Source organism: Nostoc sp. C110 (genome assembly GCF_043099725.1).
In the GTDB taxonomy this organism is placed as follows: domain Bacteria; phylum Cyanobacteriota; class Cyanobacteriia; order Cyanobacteriales; family Nostocaceae; genus Nostoc; species Nostoc muscorum_A.
The window spans coordinates 4736002-4762882 of record NZ_CP171148.1 but is presented as its reverse complement, the minus strand read 5'-3'; the positions used below and the strand labels follow the sequence as shown (position 1 = coordinate 4762882).

19 protein-coding genes and 1 CRISPR repeat array are annotated in these 26881 nt (G+C 41.8%); of the genes, 10 read left to right on the top strand and 9 right to left on the bottom strand.

Annotated features, from left to right (window positions below; translation table 11 throughout):
- The first annotated feature begins 175 nt into the window (after nt 1-175).
- Complete coding sequence (locus ACFFRD_RS25740) at nt 176-1513, top strand: SLC13 family permease (RefSeq protein WP_392478324.1); 1338 nt, start codon at nt 176-178, stop codon at nt 1511-1513.
- Between the two features lie 114 nt (nt 1514-1627).
- Here ACFFRD_RS25740 and ACFFRD_RS25735 read toward each other — a convergent pair whose 3' ends face one another.
- Together ACFFRD_RS25735 and ACFFRD_RS25730 are read right to left on the bottom strand one after the other, a co-directional pair.
- Nucleotides 1628-1831, bottom strand: a complete 204-nt coding sequence (locus tag ACFFRD_RS25735) for a high light inducible protein (protein WP_114084105.1) — start codon at nt 1829-1831, stop codon at nt 1628-1630.
- Between the two features lie 42 nt (nt 1832-1873).
- Complete coding sequence (locus tag ACFFRD_RS25730) at nt 1874-2086, bottom strand: high light inducible protein (protein ID WP_114084104.1); 213 nt, start codon at nt 2084-2086, stop codon at nt 1874-1876.
- A gap of 628 nt (nt 2087-2714) precedes the next feature.
- Between ACFFRD_RS25730 and ACFFRD_RS25725 the strand changes: the two genes are divergently transcribed.
- The 3 genes from ACFFRD_RS25725 (at nt 2715) to ACFFRD_RS25715 (ending at nt 7948) form a co-directional block, all read left to right on the top strand.
- Nucleotides 2715-5834 carry an MFS transporter gene (locus ACFFRD_RS25725; protein WP_392478323.1) on the top strand — a complete coding sequence of 1040 codons (3120 nt, stop codon included), beginning with the start codon at nt 2715-2717 and terminating at the stop codon, nt 5832-5834.
- 810 nt (nt 5835-6644) lie between these two features.
- The gene (locus tag ACFFRD_RS25720) at nt 6645-6887 is read left to right on the top strand and encodes a hypothetical protein (protein WP_335037082.1); all 243 of its coding nucleotides are present in this window, start codon (nt 6645-6647) and stop codon (nt 6885-6887) included.
- A gap of 119 nt (nt 6888-7006) precedes the next feature.
- Entirely contained in the window at nt 7007-7948 is a 942-nt protein-coding gene (locus ACFFRD_RS25715) for an alpha/beta hydrolase family esterase (RefSeq protein ID WP_392478320.1), read from the top strand.
- 10 nt (nt 7949-7958) lie between these two features.
- Here ACFFRD_RS25715 and ACFFRD_RS25710 read toward each other — a convergent pair whose 3' ends face one another.
- Both ACFFRD_RS25710 and nifH read right to left on the bottom strand, forming a co-directional pair.
- Nucleotides 7959-8789 (bottom strand): dienelactone hydrolase family protein, encoded by an 831-nt coding sequence (locus tag ACFFRD_RS25710; RefSeq protein WP_334809764.1) that lies wholly within the window; start codon nt 8787-8789, stop codon nt 7959-7961.
- 489 nt (nt 8790-9278) lie between these two features.
- A CRISPR array of direct repeats spans nt 9279-10317; the repeat unit is 37 nt; unit sequence ATTGCAATTTATCAAAATCCCTATTAGGGATTGAAAC.
- A 53-nt stretch (nt 10318-10370) separates the two neighbouring features.
- Entirely contained in the window at nt 10371-11264 is an 894-nt protein-coding gene (nifH, locus tag ACFFRD_RS25705) for a nitrogenase iron protein (protein WP_114084101.1), read from the bottom strand.
- Between the two features lie 108 nt (nt 11265-11372).
- On the opposite strand from nifH, the gene ACFFRD_RS25700 reads away from it, so the two are divergent.
- Nucleotides 11373-11627, top strand: coding sequence for a hypothetical protein (locus ACFFRD_RS25700; protein WP_392478318.1), 255 nt, complete (start codon nt 11373-11375; stop codon nt 11625-11627).
- Between the two features lie 1085 nt (nt 11628-12712).
- Here ACFFRD_RS25700 and ACFFRD_RS25695 read toward each other — a convergent pair.
- The 5 genes from ACFFRD_RS25695 to aroF all read right to left on the bottom strand — a co-directional run bounded on the left by ACFFRD_RS25695 (nt 12713) and on the right by aroF (nt 21215).
- Complete coding sequence (locus tag ACFFRD_RS25695; RefSeq protein WP_392478316.1) at nt 12713-12931, bottom strand: hypothetical protein; 219 nt, start codon at nt 12929-12931, stop codon at nt 12713-12715.
- 715 nt (nt 12932-13646) lie between these two features.
- On the bottom strand, nt 13647-16937 hold the full coding sequence (locus ACFFRD_RS25690; protein ID WP_392478313.1) for an efflux RND transporter permease subunit: 3291 nt from the start codon (nt 16935-16937) through the stop codon (nt 13647-13649).
- Nucleotides 16938-17109: 172 nt separating this feature from the next.
- Nucleotides 17110-18321, bottom strand: coding sequence for a transposase (locus tag ACFFRD_RS25685; RefSeq protein WP_392475919.1), 1212 nt, complete (start codon nt 18319-18321; stop codon nt 17110-17112).
- 75 nt (nt 18322-18396) lie between these two features.
- Nucleotides 18397-19848, bottom strand: coding sequence for an efflux RND transporter periplasmic adaptor subunit (locus ACFFRD_RS25680; protein WP_392478312.1), 1452 nt, complete (start codon nt 19846-19848; stop codon nt 18397-18399).
- 497 nt (nt 19849-20345) lie between these two features.
- Entirely contained in the window at nt 20346-21215 is an 870-nt protein-coding gene (gene aroF / locus ACFFRD_RS25675) for a 3-deoxy-7-phosphoheptulonate synthase (protein WP_392478310.1), read from the bottom strand.
- Between the two features lie 917 nt (nt 21216-22132).
- Between aroF and ACFFRD_RS25670 the strand changes: the two genes are divergently transcribed.
- The 5 genes from ACFFRD_RS25670 (at nt 22133) to ACFFRD_RS25650 (ending at nt 26789) form a co-directional block, all read left to right on the top strand.
- Nucleotides 22133-22627, top strand: a complete 495-nt coding sequence (locus tag ACFFRD_RS25670; RefSeq protein ID WP_163936261.1) for a hypothetical protein — start codon at nt 22133-22135, stop codon at nt 22625-22627.
- An 82-nt stretch (nt 22628-22709) separates the two neighbouring features.
- A complete protein-coding gene (locus ACFFRD_RS25665; RefSeq protein ID WP_392478306.1) occupies nt 22710-23372 on the top strand; it encodes a pentapeptide repeat-containing protein in 663 nt (220 codons plus the stop codon).
- Nucleotides 23373-24217: 845 nt separating this feature from the next.
- Nucleotides 24218-24823, top strand: a complete 606-nt coding sequence (locus ACFFRD_RS25660) for a DUF4360 domain-containing protein (protein ID WP_114082282.1) — start codon at nt 24218-24220, stop codon at nt 24821-24823.
- 382 nt (nt 24824-25205) lie between these two features.
- Entirely contained in the window at nt 25206-26063 is an 858-nt protein-coding gene (locus tag ACFFRD_RS25655) for a DUF72 domain-containing protein (protein ID WP_392478305.1), read from the top strand.
- 285 nt (nt 26064-26348) lie between these two features.
- Nucleotides 26349-26789, top strand: coding sequence for a hypothetical protein (locus tag ACFFRD_RS25650; RefSeq protein ID WP_392478304.1), 441 nt, complete (start codon nt 26349-26351; stop codon nt 26787-26789).
- Nucleotides 26790-26881 lie beyond the last annotated feature (92 nt).

Here is a 26881-nt window from a genome sequence, read left to right as displayed (position 1 = left end):
TGCGTCGCTAACGCTGCGCTATCCGCTAGTCGTACAGAATCCATTCTGAATTCTGACTCCTGACTCCTGAATTCTGTTCGGTAATTTTTATCCAATTGTAATCATAAGATAAGTCACCTAAAACTAGGTGGCTTTTTTCGCTACTATGCAACCAATAAAACTTCAGGAGTAAGATGTGGACAACTGGCAAGCAATCCTTAGTGTAATTACATTTATAAGCGTCATTATTTTAGTGATGACCGAATGGGTACATCTCACCATCGCAGCATTATTGGGAGCATTATTATTAGTTTTTACCAACGTCATGACTTTAGAAGAAGCTGTTGGTTATATCGGCAACAGTCATGGAACACTAGGTTTATTCTTTGGAGTTATGGTGCTAGTACGAGCTTTTGAACCTACCAAGATATTTGATTATTTAGCAACTCAAATAGTACTCTTAGCTAAGGGACAAGGCAAGCGTCTATTACTCGGTATTGTGGCTATTGTGACACCCATCTGTGCAGTTTTACCAAATGCCACAACAGTAATGTTGTTAGCGCCTTTAATTCCACCAATGGCAAAGGAAGTGGGGATAAATTTTGTTCCCTTGTTAATTTTAATGGTATTTGTTGCTAATAGTGCCGGACTCCTAACTTTAGTTGGAGATCCAGCTACCTTTATTGTTGGTGATGCTGTAAATATCAGCTTTACAGATTATTTATGGGAATTGAGTTTAGGAGGGGTAATTGCCGTTGCTATAGTAATTGCAACACTACCATTTTTATTTCGTAAAATTTGGAATACCCAGTTAGATAATTTAGAAGAACTGCCACATCCACAAATTAATCATCCACGAGCTTTAAGCTTTGGTGCAGTTATAGTATTTTTCGTCCTGCTATTTTTTGTCGTTGGAGAAACTCTACCAGTTCCGGTTTCGCCTGCTGCCGCAGCTTTGTTAGGAGCAGCTTTAGCTTTATTGTTATCTCACCATAGCAAAATCGATTCAGTTAACAATATTTTGCGGGATGTAGACTGGAGTACATTAATATTTTTTATGAGTATTTTTGTGCTAATTGGAGGGTTAGAAAAAACAGGTGTAATTAATGGTTTATCAGGAATATTGGCAGTAATTTTAGGAAAAAATATTATCCTAGGTTCCCTAGTTTTATTATTTTTTGTAGGTATATTATCCAGCGTAGTCCCCAATATTCCTTTAGTGGTGGGGATGGTTCCCTTACTTAAACAATACATTGTTACTGTTGGATTAGCACCCGCAGAAGTTCTAGCACAAGATTTTCAAGGGCAGTTTCCCCCAGAAGTATTACCGCTTTTTTATGCCATGATGTTTGGTGCAACTTTGGGAGGTAATGGCACATTAGTAGGGGCATCATCTAATATCGTCGCTGCCGGTATTTCTGAGCAGCATGGACGACGCATCTCGTTTAAAACTTTCCTTCACTACGGCATTCCAGTGATGCTGTTGCAACTGGTAGCTTCGGCTTTGTATGTGTTGTTTCGCTTTCTGCTTTAGATAAAGGTAGGGGCAATACCCTGTGGGAAGACGCTCTGCGTCTACATGAATTGCCCCTACCTGAAAACTAGGGTTTAGATTATTATTTGCGGAAGTCTTATATAGCTGTGGCTACTAATAGCTAATTATGTGCAATACATCGCGTAAGACACTATAGCCAGCTAAATCCCAAAGCAAATAGGCAAGAAAACCAATTGCTGCCAAACGACCGTTCCAGATTTCAGCTTGAGGAGTCCAACCAAACAAAAAAGCATTGCGGTCTACACCATTGTAGGCTTTAGCAACAGGTGCTAAATCAGTAGAAGATCGAGGTTCCATTTTTTTTCTCCAATATCCAGTAAGTTTTCAAAGGTTCAATCTTTAGTAGCCAACTAAGTGCAGTACGTCGCGTAAAACGCTATAGCCAGCTAAATCCCAAAGCAAATAGGCGAGAAAACCAATTGCTGCCAAACGACCATTCCAAATTTCGGCTTGAGGAGTCCAGCCAAACAGAAAAGCGTTACGGTCTATACCGTTGTATTCTGGTGCAACAGGTGGTAAGTCAGTAGAAGACCGAGTTTCTTGAGTTGCCATTTGTTTCTCCAAAATTTCTTAGCTTTTGAGATGTTTAATTTCTAGCAGTCAATCAGATGTAGAACATCGCGCTGGACACTATAATCGACTAAATTCTAAAGCAAATTATTCTTTATGCAAGTATTGGCAAATCTCTGGAATAATGAGTTGCCATCTTGTTGTCGTCAACAATTCATTTGTTAACTTTAATGTAGCTATTTATAACTAGATTGCTTTCTGCCTGTAGGCACAAACTACAGGCACTTCTTGGGGACGATAATCAACAACATATTAGTGCAGACAAATCCACCCTGAGAGGGTGATAAAAAGATAATTATAAATAAATGTAAAGTTCTAGTAATCAAACTATAGCTTGGGCAAAATCAATCATTTTGATTAAGCAGTTAAAATTAAGAGCGTGGCAGCCAATAATTAACCAAATTTTTAACTACTTTTATCGTTAGATAATAAAATTTATATCTTTTGCTGTATATAGTTTTCAGCCCTTGGAGAGATGCTTTCAACAGCTAAATTCTACGATTCTGAACTAAACAGTTAGGTATTGCCATAGGTACAGACAAAAATACTAAGAGTTGCTTCTCAAGAAAATCTTAATTCCCCAAATTTAAACTTAGTAGAAGGAAATACAATGTTCCAAAGTACGGAAATCATGCTGGGACTCTACAAACCACTATTGTGGTTAGAACAGATTCCAGTAGATCCCTCAAACGTCACGCCAGCACAGGCATCGGTTCTGACTTCCGGGCCGCGCTTTTTTGTGGCCTTAATCTCCGGCGTGATCCTAGCCTTTGCTTTCCAATTAGTTCTAACTAATCTCTCCCTTGCAGCCGGTATTTCCTATCTGGGGCACTCATCTGACTCGGATTCAGATTCTGGGGAAGTCGGAAGTTTGGGCGGCAGCATTCGCAAAATCGGTACAGCAGTAGGGATTTGGACGTTATTCACTGTAACGATCGCTCTATTAATTGCCTGTTTCCTGGCAGTTAAATTGAGCCTTGTAATCTTAGATCCAGGATTGGGAGCAATTCTCGGTTTGGTAATTTGGGGTGCTTACTTTTTACTCCTGGTTTGGGTAAGTTCCACTACTGTGGGTTCCTTAATTGGCTCAGTCGTAAATACGGCAACTTCCGGTTTTCAGGCGATTATGGGTACAGCTACAGCCGCACTAGGCGCTAAAGCTGTCAATAATCAAGTTGTCGCAACAGCTGAAGCCGCCGCCGCCGCCATTCGCCGAGAATTAGGAAGCGGCATCGACCCTGGAAGTATTCGGGAGAACATAGAAGATTATTTAGATAAGCTGCGTCCACCAGAGTTGGATGTGTCGAAAATTCGGGGTGATTTTGAAAATTTACTCAACGATCCCCAATTAAAAGCGATCGCAGGGACTCCAGATATTCGCAACATTGACCGCCAAAAGTTTATCGAGTTAGTCAGCAGCCGTACCGACCTTTCTAAAAAAGACGTTACCCGCATTGCTGATACTTTATATAAGGTTTGGCAACAGGTAGTAAGTCAGCATTCACCCACCGAAGACCGGATGGGTGAGTTAATGGATTATCTGAAATCACTTCCAGCAGGGCAAAGTAAGACAGATGAACTTAACGCCAAGCTGGATCGATTAGTTGCAGAAACACGTGGTTCCAAGGAAGCTGACCAAAAGGCATCTACTACTGGGCCAATTCAAAGTACAATCCAGCAAGGACTATCCGCCTTAACCGGCATTGTGTTGGGACGGGCAGATTTATCTGATTTGGATGTGGAAAAAATCTTAGGTAGCCTTACCACAGCCAAAGATAAAGTCACCCAACAAGCAGATAAGTTAGGTTTGCCAACACCATCACAACCCTATAGCCCAATTCGATCTGATATCGAAAATTATCTGTACAACACTTATGCTTGGCAACTAAGCCCAGAAAAAATTGCCCAAGAATTTCGTGATGTCATTTTCGACCCAGCAGCTGATCCTGGAATAGTCCGCAGAGAACTAGAAAGATTATCACGTAACGATTTCGTCAAAATTCTCCAACAACGGGGACTACTTACCCAAGGCCAAATTCAGCGCATTGCAGATCAGCTAGAAGTTGTCCGCAAAGATGTGCTGGTGACAGTTACAGGTATCGAAGAAAGAGAGATAGTCCAAGACTTGCAACGCGCAGTAGAAAGTTATCTGCTCGTTACCCCGAAAACAGATTTGACATCTGAAGGCATTGAACAGAATTTTAAACCACTGTTGCAAGACCCAGATGCAGATTATGAAACCCTGACATTGCGACTGGCACACATTGAACGTCAGGAAATTCGGGAGATATTGCTAGAACGGAATGATGTCCAGCTATATGAAGTAGACAGCATTCTGGATGAATTTGAAAAACAACGCGATCGCGTCTTGATAGAATCCAAAGGATTAGCTGAACAAGCACAATATCAAGCAGAAACCCTGTGGTTGAATGTGGAATCATATCTGCGTAACACCGGGAAATCAGAACTGAATCCTGATGCCATCCGCGCGGAGTTCAAAAAGCTATTAGAAGATCCCCAAGCTGGAATTAGCTCAATTCGGGCGCGGTTGTCTCGCTTTGACCGCGATACCTTGGTGCAATTGTTAAGTCAGCGCCAAGATTTGAGTGAAGATCAAGTTAACCAAATCATCAATGCGGCTGAAGAGTCGTGGCATAACATTCGCCACACACCCCAAGCTGTAGTAGATAAAGCCAAAGAGCAATACGACTCTGTTACGACCACGATCGCAGATTATCTGCGGAATACTGGTAAACAAGAACTGAATCCTGAAGGTATTCAGCGAGATTTGAGCAAATTGTTTGAAAATCCCAAAGAGGGAGCCAGCGCACTGCGCCATCGATTGTCGCAGTTAGACCGCGATACACTGGTGAAGTTGCTCAGTCAACGTCAAGACTTGAGTGAACAACAAGTCAATGAAATCATTGATTCCACACAAACTTCGATTCGTAACTTTATACGTGCGCCTCGTCGTTTAGCTACTCGTACACAGCAAAGAGCAGAAACATTCAAAGCTTATCTGGAAGAGTATCTGCGCCAAACTGGTAAAGAAGAACTCAATCCTGAAGGTATTAAACGCGACCTGCAACTACTCTTGCACGATCCGCGAGTGGGGGTAGAAAGTTTTAGCGATCGCCTTTCCCATTTTGACCGTGATACCATCATCGCCCTGCTGAAGATTCGGGAAGATATGTCTGATGAAGAAGCAGCGCGGATTGCCGATAACATGGTGTCCGTCAGGGATCAATTTGTAGAACAAGTGCGGAATATCCAACGAGGCATTCAAGATGCAATTGATGGGGTTTTTGCCCGCATCCGCAACTATCTTAACTCCCTGGATCGCCCGGAACTCAATTACGATAGCATTAAGGGCGATGTCCGCACATTTTTTGATGATCCTCAAGCGGGATTTGATGCCCTGCGCGATCGCCTATCTTCTTTTGATCGTGAGACTTTAGTAGCAATTATGAGTTCTCGTGAGGACATCTCTGAGGAAGATGCCAACCGGATCATCGACCAAATTGAACGGGCCCGCAACACAGTATTGCAACGTGCAGAACGCATACAGCAAGAAGCCCAACGCCGCCTAGAACAGGTGAAGCATCAAGCACAGCGACAAGCTGAAGAAACCCGTAAAGCCGCAGCTACAGCAGCGTGGTGGCTGTTTGCCACAGCATCCGTCTCCGCCGTTTTCTCTGCATTAGGAGGAGCGCTGGCTGCAAGGCCGTAGTTTAACAAGTTGTCTCCGCTCACATTCAAGCCTCCCAGTATGGGAGGCTTTTTTATATTTGGGATGTCAGCTTTTATAATTTTGAATTGGTATAACTATGCTTTTAAATATAGTCATATATGAATATCTCTTACCGCTTTAATTTCAGCAATTAGATAGGTAAAGATAGATTTTATTTAATGCTTTAATATTATTAAATAACTGGCAATATTCTAGCTTTTTCTCAGTAGATCGCCCCATTATTTCTGCAAGTTAATAAATTTTACATAAGTAGCAATTTAAAATAATGGAAAAGACACGATCAAATAATATACTTCAGAGCAAGCTCCTCGCTTATTCTTAAAGGGTTGAGGGTAGGGTTCAGAGGATGTTTTAAAAGTCCCCTTATCGGTATCAAAAGTTCAGATACCCCTAAATCCCCCTTAAAAAGGGGGACTTTAATTCCGGTTCCCCCCTTTTTTAAGGGGGGTTAGGGGGGATCTAGAAGTACTTAAAAGCACAGCCAATTACTTTTAAAACATCCTCTCAGTACCTACTCAACTAAGAACAGCTATAGTTGATAAAATCTTCAGTGACAGCAATGGCAAAATTGTTTTATCTAAAACCTAAAATGTGAATAAAGTCATGCTTAAATTATGACTTTATTCCACTGTGTATTATTATTTAGTATTTTAAACTAACAGTAATACAGCAAATCAATTAATTCGTGTAACAAACAAACTTACTGGAAACCTAACAAGTAAGAATATTTATTCATAAATTATTGATAAATGCTGTAAAAATCTCAAGTAAATCGATGGAAATTTGAAGATGAAACGTATTTTATTAGGTACATTACTTGCTCTCCCATTGGCAATTTCCTCCTTGCCATCGCAGGCATCAGCAGCAGAAATCCTTGTCAAACCCAATGTTCATAGAGTTGCTATTGTGCATAAACCTGTTGTTGCCCGATTTCAACGAAAGCTGATTCCTGCACATTGGGAAACAGTACGACGCGGTAATAGGTGGGTTAAGGTTAGAGTTCCTGCTCGTTATGTAAATGTAAGAGTTTAATATCTAAATAGAGGCTAACAACCCAAGTAGGGTTGTTAGCCTCTATTAGGTAAAATTTTTGTGCTAAATAAGACTTACAAAATAAATAAAAGTATCGAACATACATCAATTTAATTAACATGAATATTTATCAAAATTCTCGGATTTTAAAAAAACTTCTCATAGTTATACTTGGAATTACTTTATTGACAGCCTGCGATTCCATTCAGGCTGAAGAAAAAAATATAACTGAAGCAAAAATCTTGAGTGGTGATAATTATGGAGAACTATATGATCAAGGAAAGTTACGTACTTACTATTTGTACACTCCCAAATCTTATAATCCAGACCGCCCAATGCCGTTAGTTTTAGTGTTTCATGGAGATGATGGTAATGGTAAGTCTATCAGTAATGTGACTCGCTTCAATGAATTAGCAGATAAAAAAGGATTTATTGTTGTTTATCCAGATGGAATTGACCAAAAATGGAGCCTTAGAGGTAACGCTCAAGGAAGGGTGGATGATGTTTCGTTTGTCAATGCTTTGATTAATCATCTTCAGCAGCAAATCAATATTGATAGCCATAAAATTTATGCCACTGGTTTTTCTAGAGGTGCCATACTTACTCAAGCACTAGCCTGTAAGTTACCTGATAAAATTTCTGGTTTTGCATCAGTAGCTGGTTCGCTCCCAGTTAGACTCAAATCTAATTGCCAGCCTCGAACTTCCATATCAATGTTAACGATCAACGGTACAAACGATCGCGATGTACTTTATGAAGGTGACGATCATACTCAACGAGGAGCGTTGCTTTCTATTTCAGATATGGTAGATTTTTGGCGATCGCACGATCAATGTACTTCATCAAATAAATCTCCCGACTTTTCTGAAGATAAAGTGAAAACCGCTATCTACACAGGTTGTAGTGGCAACTCAGAAGTCTGGCAGCTAGCGGTAGTAAACGGTGGACATTTCTGGCCTGGTGGTTCCTCATCTGACAAAAGTCTAAACAAATTCAATGCAAAGCTGGGGCTGAACGCCAGTGAAACAATTTGGAACTTTTTTGAAAGTCACAGTTCGTAAACCGATACCTTTAAACACCATTTTGCTTAAACCATGCCAAAAGACGTTTCCAACCGTCCTTAGCATCTTTCTCGCGGTAGGAGGGGCGATAATCGGCAAAAAAAGCGTGGGGTGCATCGGGGTAGACAATGATTTCAGATTTGCTGCTGCTAGACTTTAAGCGATCGCGCATCTGTTCTACTGTATCAAGGGGAATACCAGTATCCTTGCCACCGTAGAGTCCAAGAATGGGGACTGTCAGTTTTGATGCAATATCAATTGGATACTTGGGCTGAAGTTCGGTAGCATCGCCCACGAGTCGCCCATACCACGCAACACCTGCCTTCACCTTGGGATTGTGTGCCGCATACAACCAGGTAATGCGGCCACCCCAGCAGAAACCTGTAATCGCCAATTTATTGGCATTGCCTTTAGCTGATTTCACAGCCCATTTTACCGTCGCATCGAGATCGGATAACACTTGAGAATCTGGTACTTTGGCAACAATTGGGCGAATTTCGTCTATACTGCTTAACTTAGTGACATCGCCTTGACGGATGAATAATTCCGGTGCGATCGCCAAGTATCCCAACTGAGCAAAACGACGAGTAACATCTTGAATATGCTCGTGTACACCAAAGATTTCTTGGATTACCAAGACTATGGGGAAATTTTCACCAGTGGCGGGTGCTGCTCTGTAAGCAGGAATTTCGCCATCTTTGACGGGAATTTTCACTGCACCAGCTACCAACCCCTTAGCATCGGTAGCGGTGACTTGAGCAGAAATGGGTTGCACTGCCAAGGCAAAACCCGTCGCCAAGGTGCTTGTTGCGATAAATTTGCGGCGTGTTATTTCTTTCATCATCTCTACCTTAAAATTGGCGGAAACTTGATTTTTGGTTATCAGTACAGTAGTACGACAACAAATATTACAATTTATGAATCAGTTTACCGTAATATTTTAGATTCGTTTGCTGTCCAAATGTTTTTTCTGTGTGGCTCTTGTCAGAGAAAAACCGCCTGTATTGGCAAAGAAAAGCCACGGGATAAGCAATTTTATGTACTGAGTTACTTATCTGGCTGGGTTCTCATATCTCAAATGCGCGGAAGGGTAGGTGTAGAAATTCTAAAGTCCCCAAAAAGTGCTTCTATTCCAAATACAGTAAGGCTTTCAACCCATTAGTCACCTAATCCTAATCCGCGCAATCTCTAAAATGCTTACCAAAAGACGATTTCAGCCTTTAAATTTTTTGGCACTCTTTCCAAACAAATTCTGTAATGCTATGATTGCCCTTGAATCGCGCAACTGTACCTTGAAAATTAAATACAGCTTGGGTTTCAGGCTCCCGCAATTGCAATTTATCAAAATCCCTATTAGGGATTGAAACTACCTTAAGAATGAATCCTTCCAACAGGATTCAGATTGCAATTTATCAAAATCCCTATTAGGGATTGAAACTGAAATCTTCCCAGCCCTTACGATTCGCGCTCAATTGCAATTTATCAAAATCCCTATTAGGGATTGAAACGCCGCCTCTGTTAGTGCGGGTGGTCTTTCTTCCAATTGCAATTTATCAAAATCCCTATTAGGGATTGAAACAAAATAACCTTATTGGTAGAGCTTCCACTACTGCATTGCAATTTATCAAAATCCCTATTAGGGATTGAAACCTAATGGTTCACCTAACTTCTTAGATAAAGATTTAAAATTGCAATTTATCAAAATCCCTATTAGGGATTGAAACAATAAAGATGCCAAGCGAAAAGCTTTAGCAATTGCATTGCAATTTATCAAAATCCCTATTAGGGATTGAAACTTCCACAGAATGATGATTGCTGCAAGTACACAGATTGCAATTTATCAAAATCCCTATTAGGGATTGAAACTGTGATGGATGCAATGGTGCAAGCCGGATTCTTAGAATTGCAATTTATCAAAATCCCTATTAGGGATTGAAACCCCAGTTAGCATTGTTTCTAGGGTCATTAGGATATTGCAATTTATCAAAATCCCTATTAGGGATTGAAACAGCTAGACCTTTACGGACTAAATAATACACATAAAATTGCAATTTATCAAAATCCCTATTAGGGATTGAAACATGAAATTAAATGAGGGAGATATTTTAATAGAATTGCAATTTATCAAAATCCCTATTAGGGATTGAAACCCGGCAGCAATGGCTGAAAAAAATACAGGAATTAAAAATTGCAATTTATCAAAATCCCTATTAGGGATTGAAACCAAGAACCACGGTTCCTTAAGAGGTGTTTGCAATAAATTGCAATTTATCAAAATCCCTATTAGGGATTGAAACCCAATTTTTTACTGGCACTCTTCCCAGTTCTATTGATTGCAATTTATCAAAATCCTTACTAGGGATTTAAACCAATGAAAAAAGGGTGGACAAGTAGCCCACCCTAAACCATTATTTAATTAGTATTACTTGACGGGTGCTTCAGTAGCAGACTTACCAACAAGCATTGCGGTATTTTCGTCGCTTTCGAGGATACCGAATTCAATCAACAACTCTTCTAACTCTTCCATCTCAATAGGAGTGGGGACAGTGAGCTTGTCGTTGTTGATAATCTTGGTAGCCAATGTCCGATATTCGTTACTTTGATTACTATCAGGAGCGTACTCGTTAACAGTCATCCGGCGCAATTCTGCGTGTTGAACAATGTTGTCACGAGGTACATAGTGAATCATTTGGGTGTTCAAACGTTTTGCCAAGGTTTCGATTAAGTCGATTTCCCGGTCAACGTTACGGCTGTTACAAATCAAACCACCCAAGCGCACGCCGCCAGTGTGAGCATATTTGAGAACACCACGAGCGATGTTGTTAGCTGCATACATCGCCATCATTTCACCAGAGGTAACGATGTAGATTTCTTGTGCCTTGCCTTCACGGATAGGCATAGCAAAACCACCGCACACAACGTCACCTAAAACGTCGTAACTTACAAAATCAACGTCTTTGTAAGCACCGTTTTCTTCTAGGAAGTTGATAGCAGTGATGATACCACGACCAGCGCAACCTACACCGGGTTCAGGACCACCAGACTCCACACAACGTACATCACGGAAACCAGTCAGCATTACTTCTTCGAGTTCAATATCTTCTACAGCGCCTCTTTCAGCAGCTAATTGAAGAACACTTGTTTGAGCTTTACTGTGTAGCATCAAACGGGTAGAGTCAGCTTTAGGGTCGCAACCGACAATTAGAATGCGTTGACCCATTTCAGCCATTGCTGCAAGGGTGTTTTGAGAGGTAGTAGATTTACCAATACCGCCTTTACCATAGAAAGCTATTTGTCTAATCTTTTCGTCAGCCATGGTTGTGTTTTCCTACAATGATTTAATTGATGGGTCGGAAGCTTGATATGAGATATTCACCCTTGGAACGTAGGGAAGTAGAGCCTGTTGGCGTTAACGTGTAGCAACTTGTCGCTAGACATTGCACCCCGACAAAAACAGCCAAAATCAGAACATATTTACCCACAAAGCGATAGCTTAAGTAATAGAAAATCTCTATCTCCTAATAACGAAGTCTTTAAAACGTTGACTTCAGCATTGTCAGTTGTTGTAACAGAATCCCAAATGGTTGCTCAAGCCTCAAGAGTGGTTGCAGCAGGAATTCAAACGAACGCAGATTTGTTCCCTGAACCACACAACCAACCAAATTGCAATCCACTCTAAATGGTCACTGCAACTTCTTTGATTTTGCTGATGTCAAATTGCCAAAAACTTCAATAGTGCTTATCGTTTCGTGATTGATGCAGCAAGATAAATTCCAGCCTAAAAGTGGTAGCTATAGGTGCAATACTATAATGTTTGCACAGGCAATTTCTAACACTTTAGCTTAGACAATATCTAAGTAACTTTTGACAGCATGGTTTATAGCACCATTCTGCTTAGAGTTTTTGTTCCAAAAGTCATCAACTGCTTCAACTTAGTTCGCGGTTGAAAATGTTTGCTACCACAAAACTAAGTTTGTAAATATTCTGTATTTCTATGGATTTGTCAGGCTGTACTAAGAGTCTTTCTTCCCAGACTCCAAGAGTAATTGCCTTTTGCGGGTAATGTTCTAGCTAGGTTAGCCAACTCTTATTGGCTTATACCCAGATAAATTTTGATTGACTTCAAGTTGTTACAAAGGCTACTATCCTACTCAATCTAGTTTTAGATTTTTGTTACAGAAATATGTAGCGAATTGAAGTGGACTTACCAGAGCAAAAAAAAACTTTCTTGAGCTTGCCTCAAAATTATCTTGAAGTCTTTTTGTGCTTTCACTCGTTTTGATTCCTATAAAAACCATAACATACATCTCACTAATTTATTTGCCGAATCTCAAATTATTTATTTACTAGATAGAAGATTATCCTTACAATCTTTAATAGCCATAAGTTACACGCTCAAAGGTTGCCAATTATTTAAATTATTGTTCATAGTCAATATGTACAGTTAGATACTTTTGGATATTTGATAAAAGTATTTAAAACTAATGTTTTATAACAAAAATACAATTTGTTATTTTTCACTTTAAAAGTCGTCATGAAAGTAGATTCAATTAAAGTAAAAGCTAATAAGCTTTTAAAGATTGTCTCTTGCGTCTCGTTTCCAGCTAGAGACTGGAAACGAGATTTTAAAAGAGTTTTAGCTGAAGTTGATACCTGTGCAATTAGCGCTTGTGATGATTTCGCATAGCTTTATAGCGCTTCTGGGTTGAGTTAAATATAGACCTAACCCCCAGCCCCTTCCCTGCAAGGGAAGGGGAGTATGATTCAAAGCCTCTCTCCTTTTAGGCTACGGTGTACACACAAGTCGTGAAATTCCACCTGACAATTGGTTTCGTCCTCTAGCAATAGGATTGTGCGATGGCTTACCCGCCCGCCGGAGGCGATCGCTCTGTCAGCCTGTCCGCAGCGTTCGCGCAGCGTCTCGTAGAGAGGAGGAACGACGTTCCCAAGAGCGTGTCGCAGACAAGCAATCGCTTTAAGCACGGGATTATGTGATTTACTTCGCTCCGTTATCACTGCGCTCGTAATGATAATTTAAGGGGTCTATAATGCCTGAAACCCTTTCAGATAGTACTTGTGTGTACACCGTAGCCAATACATACGGGGAGGGTTAGGGTGGGGTAATTCGAGGACTGGTAGTGATTCGATAACTTGTGTGTACACCGTAGGGCAAGGGCAAGGGGGGCAGAGGGAGAAAAAAACTTATTCTAAGCATATTGCAATTCAAAGGCTTGTTTAGCCTTTGAACTTCATCGGTGAGTATTTGAACTGGATAAATCCACCTTTTATCTCCGTTAACGAGTATTTGAACTGGATGAATCCACCTTTTATCTCCGTTAACGAGTATTTGAACTGGATGAATCCACCTTTTATCTCCGTTAACGAGTGTTTGAACTGGATGAATCCACCTTTTATCTCCGTTAACGAGTGTTTGAACTGGATGAATCCACCTTTAATACTCATTAACCTAGCTCTTGTACGGAATATTATACTTCCTTCAATCTCAAGTGCCATACTACGGCTCTTCGATGTTTAGAGGCTGGGGATTTGCGATCGCAATTATGGACAAGTTAATCAAAGTGAACTAGCAAAAATAAATATGATATATAAAAAACTCCCCTCTACAATGAAGGGAGTCAAGAGTTAGTGATTAAAAAGAACAAATCAACCAAGCGTTATTTGTTCAGTCGGGTGAGTGTCAAATTGGCTGTTTGCGCCAACTACGTTTTTTCATCTTGGTTTGCCAAGACTCCATGTAGGTGTAGAAAACGGGTGTTAAATAAAGTGTGAGGAACTGCGAGAACACCAACCCCCCAACTACTGCTAAACCAAGGGGACGACGTGTATCTGCTCCGGCTCCTAAACCGAGGGCAATTGGTAAAGTTCCCATAAGTGCTGCCATTGTCGTCATCATAATTGGACGGAATCTTACCAAGCAGGCTTCATAGATAGCATCATAAGGGGTTTTGCCGTTATGACGGGCAACGATCGCAAAGTCAACCATCATAATCCCGTTTTTCTTCACAATGCCAACTAGTAGAATGATGCCGACGAAGGCGTAAATATTCAAGTCAACTTGAAACAGCAACAGGGTTAGTATTGCCCCAAATCCAGCAGAAGGTAAGCTAGAAAGGATTGTTAACGGGTGAATGAAGTTCTCGTAGAGAATACCCAACACAATATAAATCACCAAGATGGCAACCAGCAGTAGCAATCCTAAACCCTGAATCGAAGATTGGAATGCCTGCGCTGAACCTTGGAAACCTGTACTAATAGTAGGTGGCAGTGTTTGACGGGCAAGTTCCTCAATTTTCCCAGTGACGTTACCGAGTGACACTCCTGGCTTGAGGTTAAAGGAGAAGGTAACAGATGCTAGTTGCCCTTTGTGGTTGATAGTTAAGGGGCCTACATCTTTGCTCAAGGTGGCTACGGCGTTGAGAGGCACAAGTTGTCCACTAGGGGCACGAACTGAGAGTAAATCTAGGGCGTTGGCATTTTGCTGATATTTTGGTTCCACGCCCATAATTACTTGGTATTGGCTATCGGGGGCGTAGATGGTAGAAACTTGGCGAGTACCATAAGCATTACTCAGAGCAGTTTCGATTTGATTGGCGGTCAAACCTAGAGCAGAAGCGTGGTCGCGGTTGATGTCTACTTTTACTTGCGGATTTTTGATTTGCAAATCGCTGTTGACATCTTGTAAATCTGAGAGCGATCGCAATTTCTCTTCTAAAGCTGGGGCATACTGGTAAAGTTCTTGAATATTGGGAGTTTGCAGAGTAAATTGATACTGCGCTTTTGTCTGTTGTCCACCGACATTGATGGCTGGAGGATTTTGCAAGAAAACCTTGATTCCAGGCACAACTGACAACTTAGGCCTGAGTTCCTGGACAACTTCATCAGCACTGAGACGGCGCTCATGGCGGGGCTTGAGTTCAATTAAAAGCCGTCCCGCGTTGGCGGAAGCATTTGGGCCGCCAGCCCCGACACTGGAGTTGATGGAATCAACATTAGGATCGCGATAAGCGATCGCAGCTACAGCTTGTTGATGTTTTACCATTTCATCAAAGGATATATCCTCTGATGCCTGAGTTGTTGCCGTAATTTGTCCAACATCTGCGTTGGGAACAAACCCTTTAGGCACAATTATAAATAGATACACTGTCGCTACAAGAATCGCTCCCGAAATCACCATTGTTGTGCGGTGATACTTGAGTGATTTCCTCAAACTCCAATCGTATCCGCCCAATATCACATTAAAAACGTTTTCCGAAAAGTTGTAGAGACGACGGTTAAAGTTTTTGATTCGGGAGTGGGGAGTGGGGAGTGGGGAGTGGGGGTTAGGAATTTCTCCCTCATCTCCCTCATCTCCCCCTGCTTCCTCATCTTCCCCTGCTTGTTCATGATGAGGTGGACTCAAGAATCTGGAACATAGCATTGGTGTCAAGCTGAGGGAAATTACGCCAGATACCAAGATTGCAACGCTGATGGTAACAGCAAACTCCCGAAACAGTCGCCCCAGAATGCCTTCCATGAAAAGGATCGGGATGAATACTGCTACCAGAGAGATGGTCATAGATAAAATTGTGAAACCAATCTCTCTAGAACCATTTAGGGCTGCTTCCATCCGGCTTTCGCCCATTTCCATGTGGCGGACAATATTCTCCAGCATGACTACGGCATCATCTACCACGAAACCTACTGAAAGGGTTAACGCCATCAGTGATAAGTTATCGAGTGAGAAGTCCAGTAGTACCATAACTCCAAAAGTCGCTACTATTGAAAGCGGTACTGCCAAACTGGGAATAACAGTAGCAGAGATATTGCGAAGAAATAGAAAGATTACCAGCACCACCAGAGCGATGGTGAGCAACAGCGTGAATTGTACATCATCCACTGACTCCCGAATTGATTGGGAGCGATCGTAGAGAATATCCATGTTCACAGCCGCCGGAATCTGTGTCCGAAAGGTAGGTAACAGTTTCTTGATTGCATCCACTACTTGAACAGTATTAGTTCCCGGTTGGCGCTGAATTGCCAAAACGATCGCCCGCACACCAGAATTTTGGATTGGGAATTTCTCCCCTGCTCCTCTGCTCCCCTGCTCCTCTGCTCCTCTGCTCCTCTGCTCCCCTGCTCCCTTACTCTCTTTCTTGACAGGAAAATACCAGCTTGCAATCTTGTCATTTTCTACGCTATCCAGAACTTGACCGAGTTCTCCTAGCTGCACTGGTGCGCCGTTCTGATAAGCCACACTTAGGGAGCGATAGCTGGCGGCATCGTTGAGTTGACCGTTTGCTTGGATGGTAGAATTTTGCTGCTTACCGTAAAGTGTCCCCGTAGGCAGATTGACATTTCCATTAGCGATCGCAGTTGCTACTTCATCAATTCCTATGCCTTTGACACTCAGCGCTTCCGGGTCAAGCTGAATTCGTACCGCGTACTTTTGGGAACCAAACACCTGCACTTGTGCCACTCCATCCACCATTGACAGGCGTTGTGCCAGCAATGTTTCAGCATACTTGTCTACAGTTGAGAGGGGCAGAATAGACGAATTGAGGGAGATGTAAAGGACTGGCTGATCCGCCGGATTTACCTTTCGGTAAGATGGCGGATTAGGCATATTTGTCGGTAACTGCTTTGCTCCCTTAGCGATCGCAGACTGGACATCTTGTGCTGCACCGTCAATATCCCGATTCAGGTCAAATTGCAGCGTCAGTTGTGTAGTACCCAAAGAACTGGTAGAGTTCATCGAACTCAATCCCGCGATGCTCGAAAACTGCTGCTCTAAAGGAGTTGCGACTGAGGCAGCCATCGTTTCTGGACTAGCTCCGGGCAGATTAGCTGTTACCTGGAGTGTTGGATAATCTACATTGGGTAAGTCGCTAACAGGTAGTTGTTGGTAACTGATCAGTCCAAATATCAAAATGCCAACCATAACTAGAGTCGTCATGATTGGTCGCCGGATAAATAGCTCGGAAATGTTCATCTGAGTGCTAAGTAAGGAATAAAGATTGCTGTTAGCGGTAGATGGGCGTTGAGCCAGCGCTGATTGAGAAGTAATGAGTTCTGTTAGCAGTAGCAGAGCGTTTACCCGTGCTGAGTGAGGAGTTTACCTTTCTCCCCCTGCTCCTCCTCTTTCAAGGGTAGGTATTTAAAAATCAGGCAGTAGAGAGAGTGATTTGAGAAACATTAAGTTGTGGAGTAAAGCTTGGCCAAGGCTCAGGGAAAAAACCACCGATTGGTAATGGAAGACGATTAAGAACAGCGGCCTTAATCACTAAAAATCCACGGCGGAAGCAACTAAGCCAACGGTGAGGGAGACTATTTTTAAAATTGCGTCGTGCAATATGAGTTTGGGGTAATTCATCTAAACTACTAATAGGGAGATTTGCATCAACACAACCACCAACACTTACTTGCCATAAAATAGCGATCGCTATGGCTAACCAATGTCTTTCGGCACGTTTAGGGTCAGTGATTTTGGTTTGATGCCAATCAAAACCACCTCGTTTACCATCTTTAAACAGACACTCAATCCAAGAGCGCATAGAATACCAGCAAGCATCCGCAACCTCCGGCTGTAAATCAGTGAGAATTAACCAAGGTTCGGCATAGCCATCGTCATAGCGAGCTAATAAGGTACATTTGATTGAATTAGTTTTAAAACAAGTTATTAAGCCTTTGAATGACTGACCCACTTGTGGCACTAGAGTATTTAAAGGCTGCCAAGCATCCTGCCCCAAAACTTGAAACTGTCCAATTTGATTAATCCGCATAAACGGATGCCAACCATTGGATTGAATTTTTTCATACAGCCAAGGAGCGTAAAGTCCTCGGTCAGTGGTAACAATTACAAACCAATCTGCTGGGATGCTTTGGCTGATCTGGCTCAACAGTTTTTGCCAGTGCAGTTTCCAACTCCCTGGTTTAGTTGCTTCTACTATTTTCCAAGCAATAGGAATTCCGCAACCTCGGTAAACAATACTAATTGCTAGTACAGTAAAGCGATCGCTCAAAGTCGAGGCATCTGCTGCCAGAGCCAAACGCTTTTCGTTCTGCGGCCAAAGGCTTAAAATCCAGCACAGTAGTGGACTAAAACAAGTTGTAATATCTAATGAAGTCCGTCCTGTCTTCGTTTTATCCTCAGCATCTCGATACCATTCTCGCAGTTGCTGGCGCACAGTATTCTCTTTTTTACCCAGCAACTCTGCTAAAAATACTGAAACTGTTGTTAGTCCACTTGATTGAGTCATCACTATCCCAAAACTCCACATTGCCAGTACTACTGCTTGCGGCTTTGTGAGATTCGGCATTTTTTCTATGACTTTTCTAGTCCATTGTCTTAATTCCTCACTTTTTCCTATCTGCATTTACCCTCCTACAGCCTTTAATTCTGCTCCGCATCTGCCTTGTATATTTTTGCGGACTGACATCAGTTCTGTATTTTACCTGTTAATTTGCCCCTTTCTTAAATACCTACCTTTGAAAGCTGCTCCTCCTCCCCCTGCCCCTCTGCCCCCTGCCCCCCTGCTTCCTACTTCCGGTTTCAATTGGACTGTGGCACCAGGCACTAGGTTGAATTGTCCATCAATAACTACTTGTTCACCCGGTTTCAAGCCTTGCTTAATTACCGTTTCGTTCTCAACGGTGTCGCCGACGGTAATTGTCCGCATTTCTGCTGTTTTGTCGGGTTTGACCACATACACAAATTGTCCCTTTTGCCCACTCTGTACCGCCTGGGAAGGAACAGTAATAGCATTTGGTTCTTCGCTCAGTTTGAGGACTACATTAACAAACTGCCCCGGAAACAGGCGATCATCATTGTTGGCAAAAGTACCCTTAAGTTGAATCGTACCTGTTTGGGTATTAACTCCACTATCGACAAAGGTAAGTTCGCCTCGGACTGGCCGCCCTGCGTCTTTAGGAGGTAAGGCATCGACTTCTAACTTACCGTTATTAGCACTGTATTTTTTTATATCTGGCAGCAATCGCTGGGCAATGGAAAAGTTGACGTAAATCGGGTGAATTTGACTGATTGTAATTAGCGGATCGGTAGCATTCGCCTCTACCAAGTTGCCTTGATTTAGCTTCAGACTACCCGTGCGTCCAGCAATTGGTGAGTAGATGGAAGTATAAGAAAGCTGAACTTTAGCATTATCGATCGCAGCTTCATCTGCCACTATCACCGCCTGAGCATTTTGTACATCTGCTTGGGCTGCCGCCACCGCAGCCTGAGCATTTGCTACTCCCTCTTGATCTGCTTGTACCGTTGCCTGTTGAGCAGCAGCAGTTGTCTGATACTGTTCTGACTGTTCTTTACTGATAGCCCCTTGCTTGAGCAAACTAGCATAACGTTGAGCCTGCACATTTGCATTTGTTGCCTGGGACTTATCCTTCACGACATTCGCTTTTGCCTGGTTCACTTGAGCGATCGCTTTTAGCACATTAGCCTGTGCCTGTTTCACCTGAGCCAAATCTTTAGCCTTGGCAGCATTAGCTTGCATCAGCGCGGCTTGTAGAGGGCGAGAATCAATTTTAAATAACAAGTCTCCTTTCTTAACGTTCTGTCCTTGCTGAAAATAGACTCCAGTCAGTTGCCCACCTACTTGAGATTTGACAGATACCGTAGAATATGCTTCAACTGTCCCCGTAGCCGATAACTGTATTGGAATCGTTTTTTGAGTCGCAGTGGCAACCACCACTGGCACGGCTCGCTTTTTTCCTGCTTCTTTTCCACTGGATTGGGCTTCAGAAGCATTACAGGCAGCACACAAGTAAGTTAGACCTAATATAAGTAGTGAAAATCGTCCTCTTTGAATAACGTTATAAAAGCTAGGAATAGTTTGAGCAGCCAAGGACGGAGGCTTTATTGTCTGAATAGAAACTAAACGGCGCATATTAACAATTTGGGGAAAGGGGAAGCACATACACGTACTAGCTTGTCGTTAGACATCGCATTTTTTTTTGCAAAATGGTTGGTTGCGATTAATTCTAATTAGATAAGCAGAATGTTAGTCAAGCTAAACATTAGTGTACTAATAATTGCTGTTTTAGCCTACCCCTTTTGGAAAGAAATTGTTGTTAAACTTGTGTGACTTTTGTGTGACTTTATTTGTATCAGAACTTACGCAAAATATTTCTCAAATTCCCATTCCTTTGCACCTCTGCGATAGCCTGCGGCAAGCGGCTGACGCTCCTTCTCTGCGAGACGCTGCGCGAACGTCGCTACCGCTTCGCTAATGCGTCTAAGTTATTCCGTAACTTGTGCGTAACTAAGCAACAACTTTATTTTACGAAGGCGTAGTTTACCGCCGCAGGCATCGCAGTTTGTCATTCAGCCAAAATAAATATTTGGAATTAGATATTTAAGCGATCGCCCACCCTCAACTGAAATTCAAGCAGCACAAAAAATCGGGGCAGGTGATAAACCCGCCCCGACATTTGATATATTGCGCCCAACGGCTGTTGCTACAGGCTTTAAACTATGAACTAAACGCACCATATCTTCTAAAGAGAGTGCTTGACGGGCATCAGAAACAGATTTTTCTGGTTCTGGGTGACATTCAATAATTAATCCATCTGCACCGCAAGCGATCGCAGCCCTAGCTACAGGTGCTACCAGTTCCCGTTTACCAACAGCATGGGAAGGATCTACAATCACAGGCAGGTGAGTTATTTGCTTGAGTGCTGCCACTGCTGCTAAATCTAGGACATTGCGGGTGTAATCATCGAAGCTGCGGATACCGCGTTCGCACAACACCACATCAGGATTTCCGTGGCTGAGAATATATTCAGCAGCCATGACGAATTCTTCAATAGTCGCTGCTAAACCACGTTTGAGGAGTATTGGTTTACCAGCTTGTCCCAAAGCTTTGAGCAAGTCGAAGTTTTGCATATTGCGGCTACCAACTTGAAGCATATCAGCGTGGGCGGCAACTACTTCAATTTGGGAAATTGACATCACCTCAGTGACAACTGGCATATTGTAATGCGATCGCACCCTTGCCAAAATCCTCAATCCTTCCTCACCCATACCCTGGAAAGCGTAGGGAGATGTGCGGGGTTTGTAGACACCACCACGCAACCCCTGTATTGATGTAGTAGATAGCTTTTGGGCAACAATTTCCATTTGTTCTAAGCTTTCAACGGTACAGGGCCCGCCGATAATTACCAGTTCTTCGCCTCCGAAAGCGACTTTTTCTGAGATTTTAACGATTGTCTGGTGATTCGGATGAGATTGTGCGGCAAGTTTAGCATTAATCATGGTTTCATTCTCCTGAAAAGTTATGGATTGAGTATTAGGTATTAAGGTAAGAGTTGTTTTCCAGTCCCCAGTGATAACAAAAAAGCCCGGAACCTTTGAAAAGTTCCGGGCGCGTTCTGATTCATCGACATGACGCTACTTACCCGGAATTTAATCTGGGCCAAAAGTAAAAGCCATAAAACCAGCTACTTAAATAAGTCATGAAGATGAAATTCTCCTTAAAACAACAAAAACCGCAGAGTTTGCTCTGCGGTTCACCGGGCGGTTTCCATTAGGAAACTACATTCACTCCCGGTGAACCACCTTAGACCAAAAATAAAAGTAGGAACTTGTTTTAAGCATTTGCGGGGCTTTTGCTGGAAAACTTAATAAATATACCTATTTAAGGTAACATTAACAGGAAGAATAGGCAGTGTCAAGACCCCAATAAACCACAAAAAAGCGATAGACTCAGTACAACTGTAGGAGTGAAGACTCGCATTGTAGGGAAACAACCTGCTTTAAGCCACTTTGACATCTATATCAATTGCCCCTAAGACAGATGTAGTTTTTCAAATAATCTATATTTGGTCTTTCCTGTGAATGCGTAACTCCTAAAAACATATAAACCAGTTTGCTTTTTAAGTAGGGTACAAAATACAGAACTTAAAACCAGATACAAAGAGTTACTATCTCCTGCCCCTTGTCCCCTTGTCCCCTTGTCCCCTTGTCCCCTTGTCCCCTTGTCCCCCTGCTCCCCTGCCCCCTGCCCTCAAACCCGTACCTTCGTACTTCATGCAAAAGAAAACATCAGTAATTCTCCTGACTTGTCATTTCACCTTGCGAAAGCTGATTGCAGACAATTGACGATCGCCATACATTATTCTGACCCAAGTCCTCATTGACCAGATTAACTTTTTAGGATCATCAGTTTCATTATGCCCAGTTCCAAAATCTTAGCCCAATCTTTCGACTATTATGGAGTTTACCCCTGCCCAGTCTGTCGAATAGGTAAGATTTCTCACATGCCATTGATGGAAGCTATGGCTTGTGACTTTTGTCAAGAGATTTTTACAGTCAACTTAGAAATCCAGCAAATCAAGATGCCTTCTAGACAACCACCATTAACTTGGCGTTGGAATGGGTTTAGTTGGACAGAAGGCCAGTTAGAAGGTGTGGAGTTAGGTTGGGGTTATGGACTAGCAGCAGCAGTTTTTGTAATTCTTCCCACTACTTTAATTGGCATAGTAGCTTACTATTTTCCTGCTGACCTCAAGGAACCCATTACTTGGACACCATATATTTGGACAGTATTGACCTTTTTATCACATTTATCAATTATTGTTTGGATTGTTATTGAAATTTATCAAATTCCAGTTGCAGCATATTTGAGAGCGATCGCTCGATGGAGAAATCGGGAGATGGAGAGATGAGGAAGCAGCGAAGTGGCAAAAGATGCAGCGAATACATGGCTCCATCACTCATAATTAAGTTGATTGTCCACCAAAATATCGTATGAGCGATCTGGAGCGGTACTATAGAATTTTGGAATTAGAGCCTGGAGCAACACTTGAAGAAGTGAACCAGGCTTACAAAGATTTAGTCTTTGTTTGGCATCCCGATCGCATTCCCAAAGAAAATCTCCGTTTACAGCAGAAAGCACAAGACAAGCTGAAAGCCATAAATGAAGCTCGTGAAAAATTGCGCTCTCTAAAAACCAAACATCAAACTATATCTAATTCACCTTCACCTTCACCGTCATATTATCAACAGCAAACATCATCTCAAAAAACCCAGCCACCACCGAAGCAAAACTCAGACTTGAGTGGCAAAGACTACAGTCGGGCAAATTTGAGCAACAAAGACTTATCTGGCAGAAATCTAAGTTATGCAAACTTGAGTGGTGCTAATCTCAGCGACACTTTTATGCACAAAGTCAACCTCAGAGGGGCGAATTTATCTGAAGCAAATTTATTTCGGGCAAACCTCCTTTTAGCGGATCTTAGGGAAGCGAATTTACGTGGCGCTAATTTAATTGGTGCGGATCTCAGTGGAACCGACTTACGAGGAGCCGACTTAACAGGAGCGCGGATTCGTTCTGGTGAGCGCCTTTTGGTTAAATTAATTGGCGCTAACTTAGCTGGGGCAATCATGCCTGATGGGGAAATTTATCAATAACCGATGTTGCACTACGACACAGAGTCAGGTAGCACAGGTGTGCTACCCAATTTTTTTGAGTATAAAAGACCAAAACACTTGTAGAGACGGCGATTTATCGCGTCTCAAAAACCCAAAATTTTTACCAGTAGCCCTTAACCCAAACGTTTTGGTATAAGTACCTAAGTTGACACGCATAAGTAATGCTGTGCCCTTGCCTGGCGGTTAAATCATTAATTGCGATCGCCTAGTCAATTTTACGGGAACACAATATAAAATCTTTAGTCATTAAGCAAGTACAGATTAAATATCCAAGGCTTAACTAAGAAGTTAGAAGTCAAAAATTAGAATTAATTAGAGAAAAAATATCGCTAATTGTAGACTGCTAAATATTTTATTTAGTGAGGTAATGTATTGCTTTTTATTCAGCAGTCATACATTAATTACGTATTTACTCTAAATCAAGATACTGAATTTAATTTAGATACTTCTATAACTAATTCAGTTTAATTCTAGTTACCTAAATTTCAATATGCAGATGTAGCTTCGGTAAGTTAAACAGCTAACTTTTCGATAGTTTTGAGATGTCTATTATGGCTTTAATAGTCTATATTTCGGCATCTTTGAGCAGATTGTCTAGTTTGCAAATTTATACTTGCCATATTAATGCGTTGATTATTTTACCGGAAATAAGTTTGCTTTAGATTCTTTATATATCAAGAATCTATCAGCTTGTCATAAGCTATACATGGGCTTTACCTCCCATTAAAATATGGTTGATACTGATTTTTTAACGATCAGTTTTCCGGAATCAGCCGCAACGAATTTGGAGCTAACACTATCCAAATACTCAAAACAGGTGAGTTATGAATAATCAAAATCTCAAGACAACATCTATCAACTTTATCAAATCTTTTCTAGCTGCGGCTACACTGATAACAGCTTCCGTCGGCCCTGCTTTTGCTAACGACAAAGTAGAAATTGTAGGTGCAGAATATGGTGGTAATGGCTGCCCTGAAGGATCTGCTAGTGTAAGTGTCAGTCCCGATGGTCAAGAGCTAAGTATTCTATTTGATAAGTTTATAGCTGTAGGGAATAAAGCAGAAGAAAGACGCAAAAACTGTAACTTAAGTATTCCGATCAAAGTCCCGCAAGGCTTTCAAATTTCCCTCTACGATGCTGATTATCGGGGCTATGTTGCTCCTAGCACAATTGGCAGACTAAGAGCAGAGTACTTTTTTGCTGGTCAGCGTGGCCCTGTTTTTTCTCGGACATTTAACGGCGAAAGTGATTACAATGTTCGCGATCAATTAGTGACTGTGGCTGATGTTTGGTCACGCTGTGGTGACAGTGTAAATATGCGGGTAAATGCTGCGATGACCGCCAGTGGTCAAGGTATGGCAACTGTTGACTCCTTTGACCTCGCCCACCGAGGGTTGGTTTATCACGTCAAATATCGCCAGTGTCGTTAAGTCTTTTCAAAGCCGAGAGCCACAAACTTTTAGCTTTAAAAAAATCTAAGGCTTTGTTGGTTTGAGCAACACGGAACCTAACACTCTGTATCGATGTTAGGTTTTCTTACATCAACTCAACAAAGCTCTTTTTTGCACTTAAAGCTTGCGTTACGCTGTGCTAACGCACCTTAAATTATGGCTGATTTTTGACGTTATGTAGAAAAGTCCACCCAAAACCTAACCCCCTAACCCCCTTCCCGACGCGGGAAGGGGGAAAATTTAAAGTCTCTCTCCTTTTAGGAGAGAGATTTAGAGAGAGGTTTTCCAGATGCCGTGAAGAGTCAGGAATTTACAACCAACCTGTAAAATTGAATATGATACATCAAGGCTTTTAGGCATTGTGAACTTTTTTATTGGTTGTGCTGTTTGGGCATATAAAGGTTGGGTTGGCGAACTTTACCCCCAAGGTACTCGCACCGCCGATTTTCTCAATCTCTACAGTCGTCGCTTCACCACTGTAGAAGGTAACACCACCTTTTATGCCGTGCCTAACCAACAAACAGTAACCCGTTGGGCTGCTGAAACTCCAGCAGGTTTTGAATTTTGTCTAAAATTACCGCGAGATATTACCCATCAAGGGTTGCTACAACCTTATATTCCGGCGGCTTTAAAATTTCTGGAAGGGATGCGCCCTTTAGGTAAGCATCTTGGGCCAATATTTGCCCAGTTACCACCTAGTTATGCACCTGCATTACTTGAAGATTTGACTAGCTTTCTGGAAGCTTGGCCGCGCACAGATGCACCCCTAGCCCTGGAAGTTCGTCATCCCAACTGGTTCAGAGAACCCCATGCTAGTAATTTGACAGCGCTTTTGCAAAAGCTAGGGGTAGGACGGGTACTTTTAGACTCGCGCCCCATTTACACTGGAGATGATGACCCCCAGTTACAATCAGAACGACGTAAACCCAAATTACCGTTGCAATTGAGTGTGACAGCACCTTTTACTCTGATTCGGTTTATTTCCCATCCAAATTTATCAGTGAATCAGCCGTTTATGGAAGAGTGGGTAAAGCAGATTCAGCAATGGTTACAGGCGGGAGTACGAATTTATTTCTTTGTTCATTGTCCAATAGAAGCGCGATCGCCTAACATAGCGCGTCACTTCCAACAGCTATTAGAACAGAGTAATACACCAGTTCCACCCTTACCTTGGAATAACCTTGAGCATCCCCCCAATCAACTGAGTTTATGGTCTTGAAAGGCAAGGCGCAAGGATCAAAGGAAATAGTCCCACAGAATGAAATTTATAAATTTTATAATATATCTAATGTTTAGTGATAAAAAAAGAGCGATAATTAGTGTTTCAGTACTTTTCTGTTAATGGTTGATATTTATTTCTTCTTGACAAAAACGATAATAGCCGTTTTTGTTAAATGGTGATGAGGGTTTAGACCATACATAAATATATCTAAAAAGAAAAGTATTGATTTTTAATATGTAATTTAAGAATTTTTTTAAAGCAGTTACGCCAAAGGAGGTTAAGATGAGTCGTCTTCTTTATGAAAGCTCAGTCTCATACAAAGGATATCTCATCATTCCATTCGTTTTTGGGAAAGTTGATAATTACGAGATTTATTCTTATAAATTGCTATCTGAAATTGGTCGCAGAAGCCAATTTCATAAAGCAGAAAACCCAGCAGGAATATATGGAAATGGCGTTAGCAATATCATTGACATTGCAAAAGAACATATCGATCAAAACTCAGACTTTGTTAACCAGAGAGACTATTTTAAGTCTCGCTATATTTACCGTAACCATTTGATTATTATCTTCCAAGAAGGAGACAAATGCTTTTATGACCATTATCCACCGGAGTTATTGAATAATATTGCGGCTCCAAAATTATTCAAATCCGAATACGAATGCCTGAGTTGGATTAAACAAGGACTTGATGGGCCACAGGTGCGACAAAGAGCTATTTAAAAAAGACAGAAGTTAGGAGTTAAGAGCAAAGCAAGCTTAATATAGGACTCATATTTGATTTTTGAAAAAAATTTAGATAGCTCAAATAAGCT

Coding starts and splice junctions, on each gene's coding strand:
- ACFFRD_RS25735 (WP_114084105.1), bottom strand. CDS start 1,831: ATGGAACCTCGATCTTCTACTGATTTAGCACCTGTTGCTAAAGCCTAC.
- ACFFRD_RS25730 (WP_114084104.1), bottom strand. CDS start 2,086: ATGGCAACTCAAGAAACTCGGTCTTCTACTGACTTACCACCTGTTGCA.
- ACFFRD_RS25725 (WP_392478323.1), top strand. CDS start 2,715: ATGTTCCAAAGTACGGAAATCATGCTGGGACTCTACAAACCACTATTG.
- ACFFRD_RS25720 (WP_335037082.1), top strand. CDS start 6,645: ATGAAACGTATTTTATTAGGTACATTACTTGCTCTCCCATTGGCAATT.
- ACFFRD_RS25715 (WP_392478320.1), top strand. CDS start 7,007: ATGAATATTTATCAAAATTCTCGGATTTTAAAAAAACTTCTCATAGTT.
- ACFFRD_RS25710 (WP_334809764.1), bottom strand. CDS start 8,789: ATGAAAGAAATAACACGCCGCAAATTTATCGCAACAAGCACCTTGGCG.
- nifH (WP_114084101.1), bottom strand. CDS start 11,264: ATGGCTGACGAAAAGATTAGACAAATAGCTTTCTATGGTAAAGGCGGT.
- ACFFRD_RS25690 (WP_392478313.1), bottom strand. CDS start 16,937: ATGAACATTTCCGAGCTATTTATCCGGCGACCAATCATGACGACTCTA.
- ACFFRD_RS25685 (WP_392475919.1), bottom strand. CDS start 18,321: ATGCAGATAGGAAAAAGTGAGGAATTAAGACAATGGACTAGAAAAGTC.
- ACFFRD_RS25680 (WP_392478312.1), bottom strand. CDS start 19,848: ATGCGCCGTTTAGTTTCTATTCAGACAATAAAGCCTCCGTCCTTGGCT.
- aroF (WP_392478310.1), bottom strand. CDS start 21,215: ATGATTAATGCTAAACTTGCCGCACAATCTCATCCGAATCACCAGACA.
- ACFFRD_RS25670 (WP_163936261.1), top strand. CDS start 22,133: ATGCCCAGTTCCAAAATCTTAGCCCAATCTTTCGACTATTATGGAGTT.
- ACFFRD_RS25665 (WP_392478306.1), top strand. CDS start 22,710: ATGAGCGATCTGGAGCGGTACTATAGAATTTTGGAATTAGAGCCTGGA.
- ACFFRD_RS25660 (WP_114082282.1), top strand. CDS start 24,218: ATGAATAATCAAAATCTCAAGACAACATCTATCAACTTTATCAAATCT.
- ACFFRD_RS25650 (WP_392478304.1), top strand. CDS start 26,349: ATGAGTCGTCTTCTTTATGAAAGCTCAGTCTCATACAAAGGATATCTC.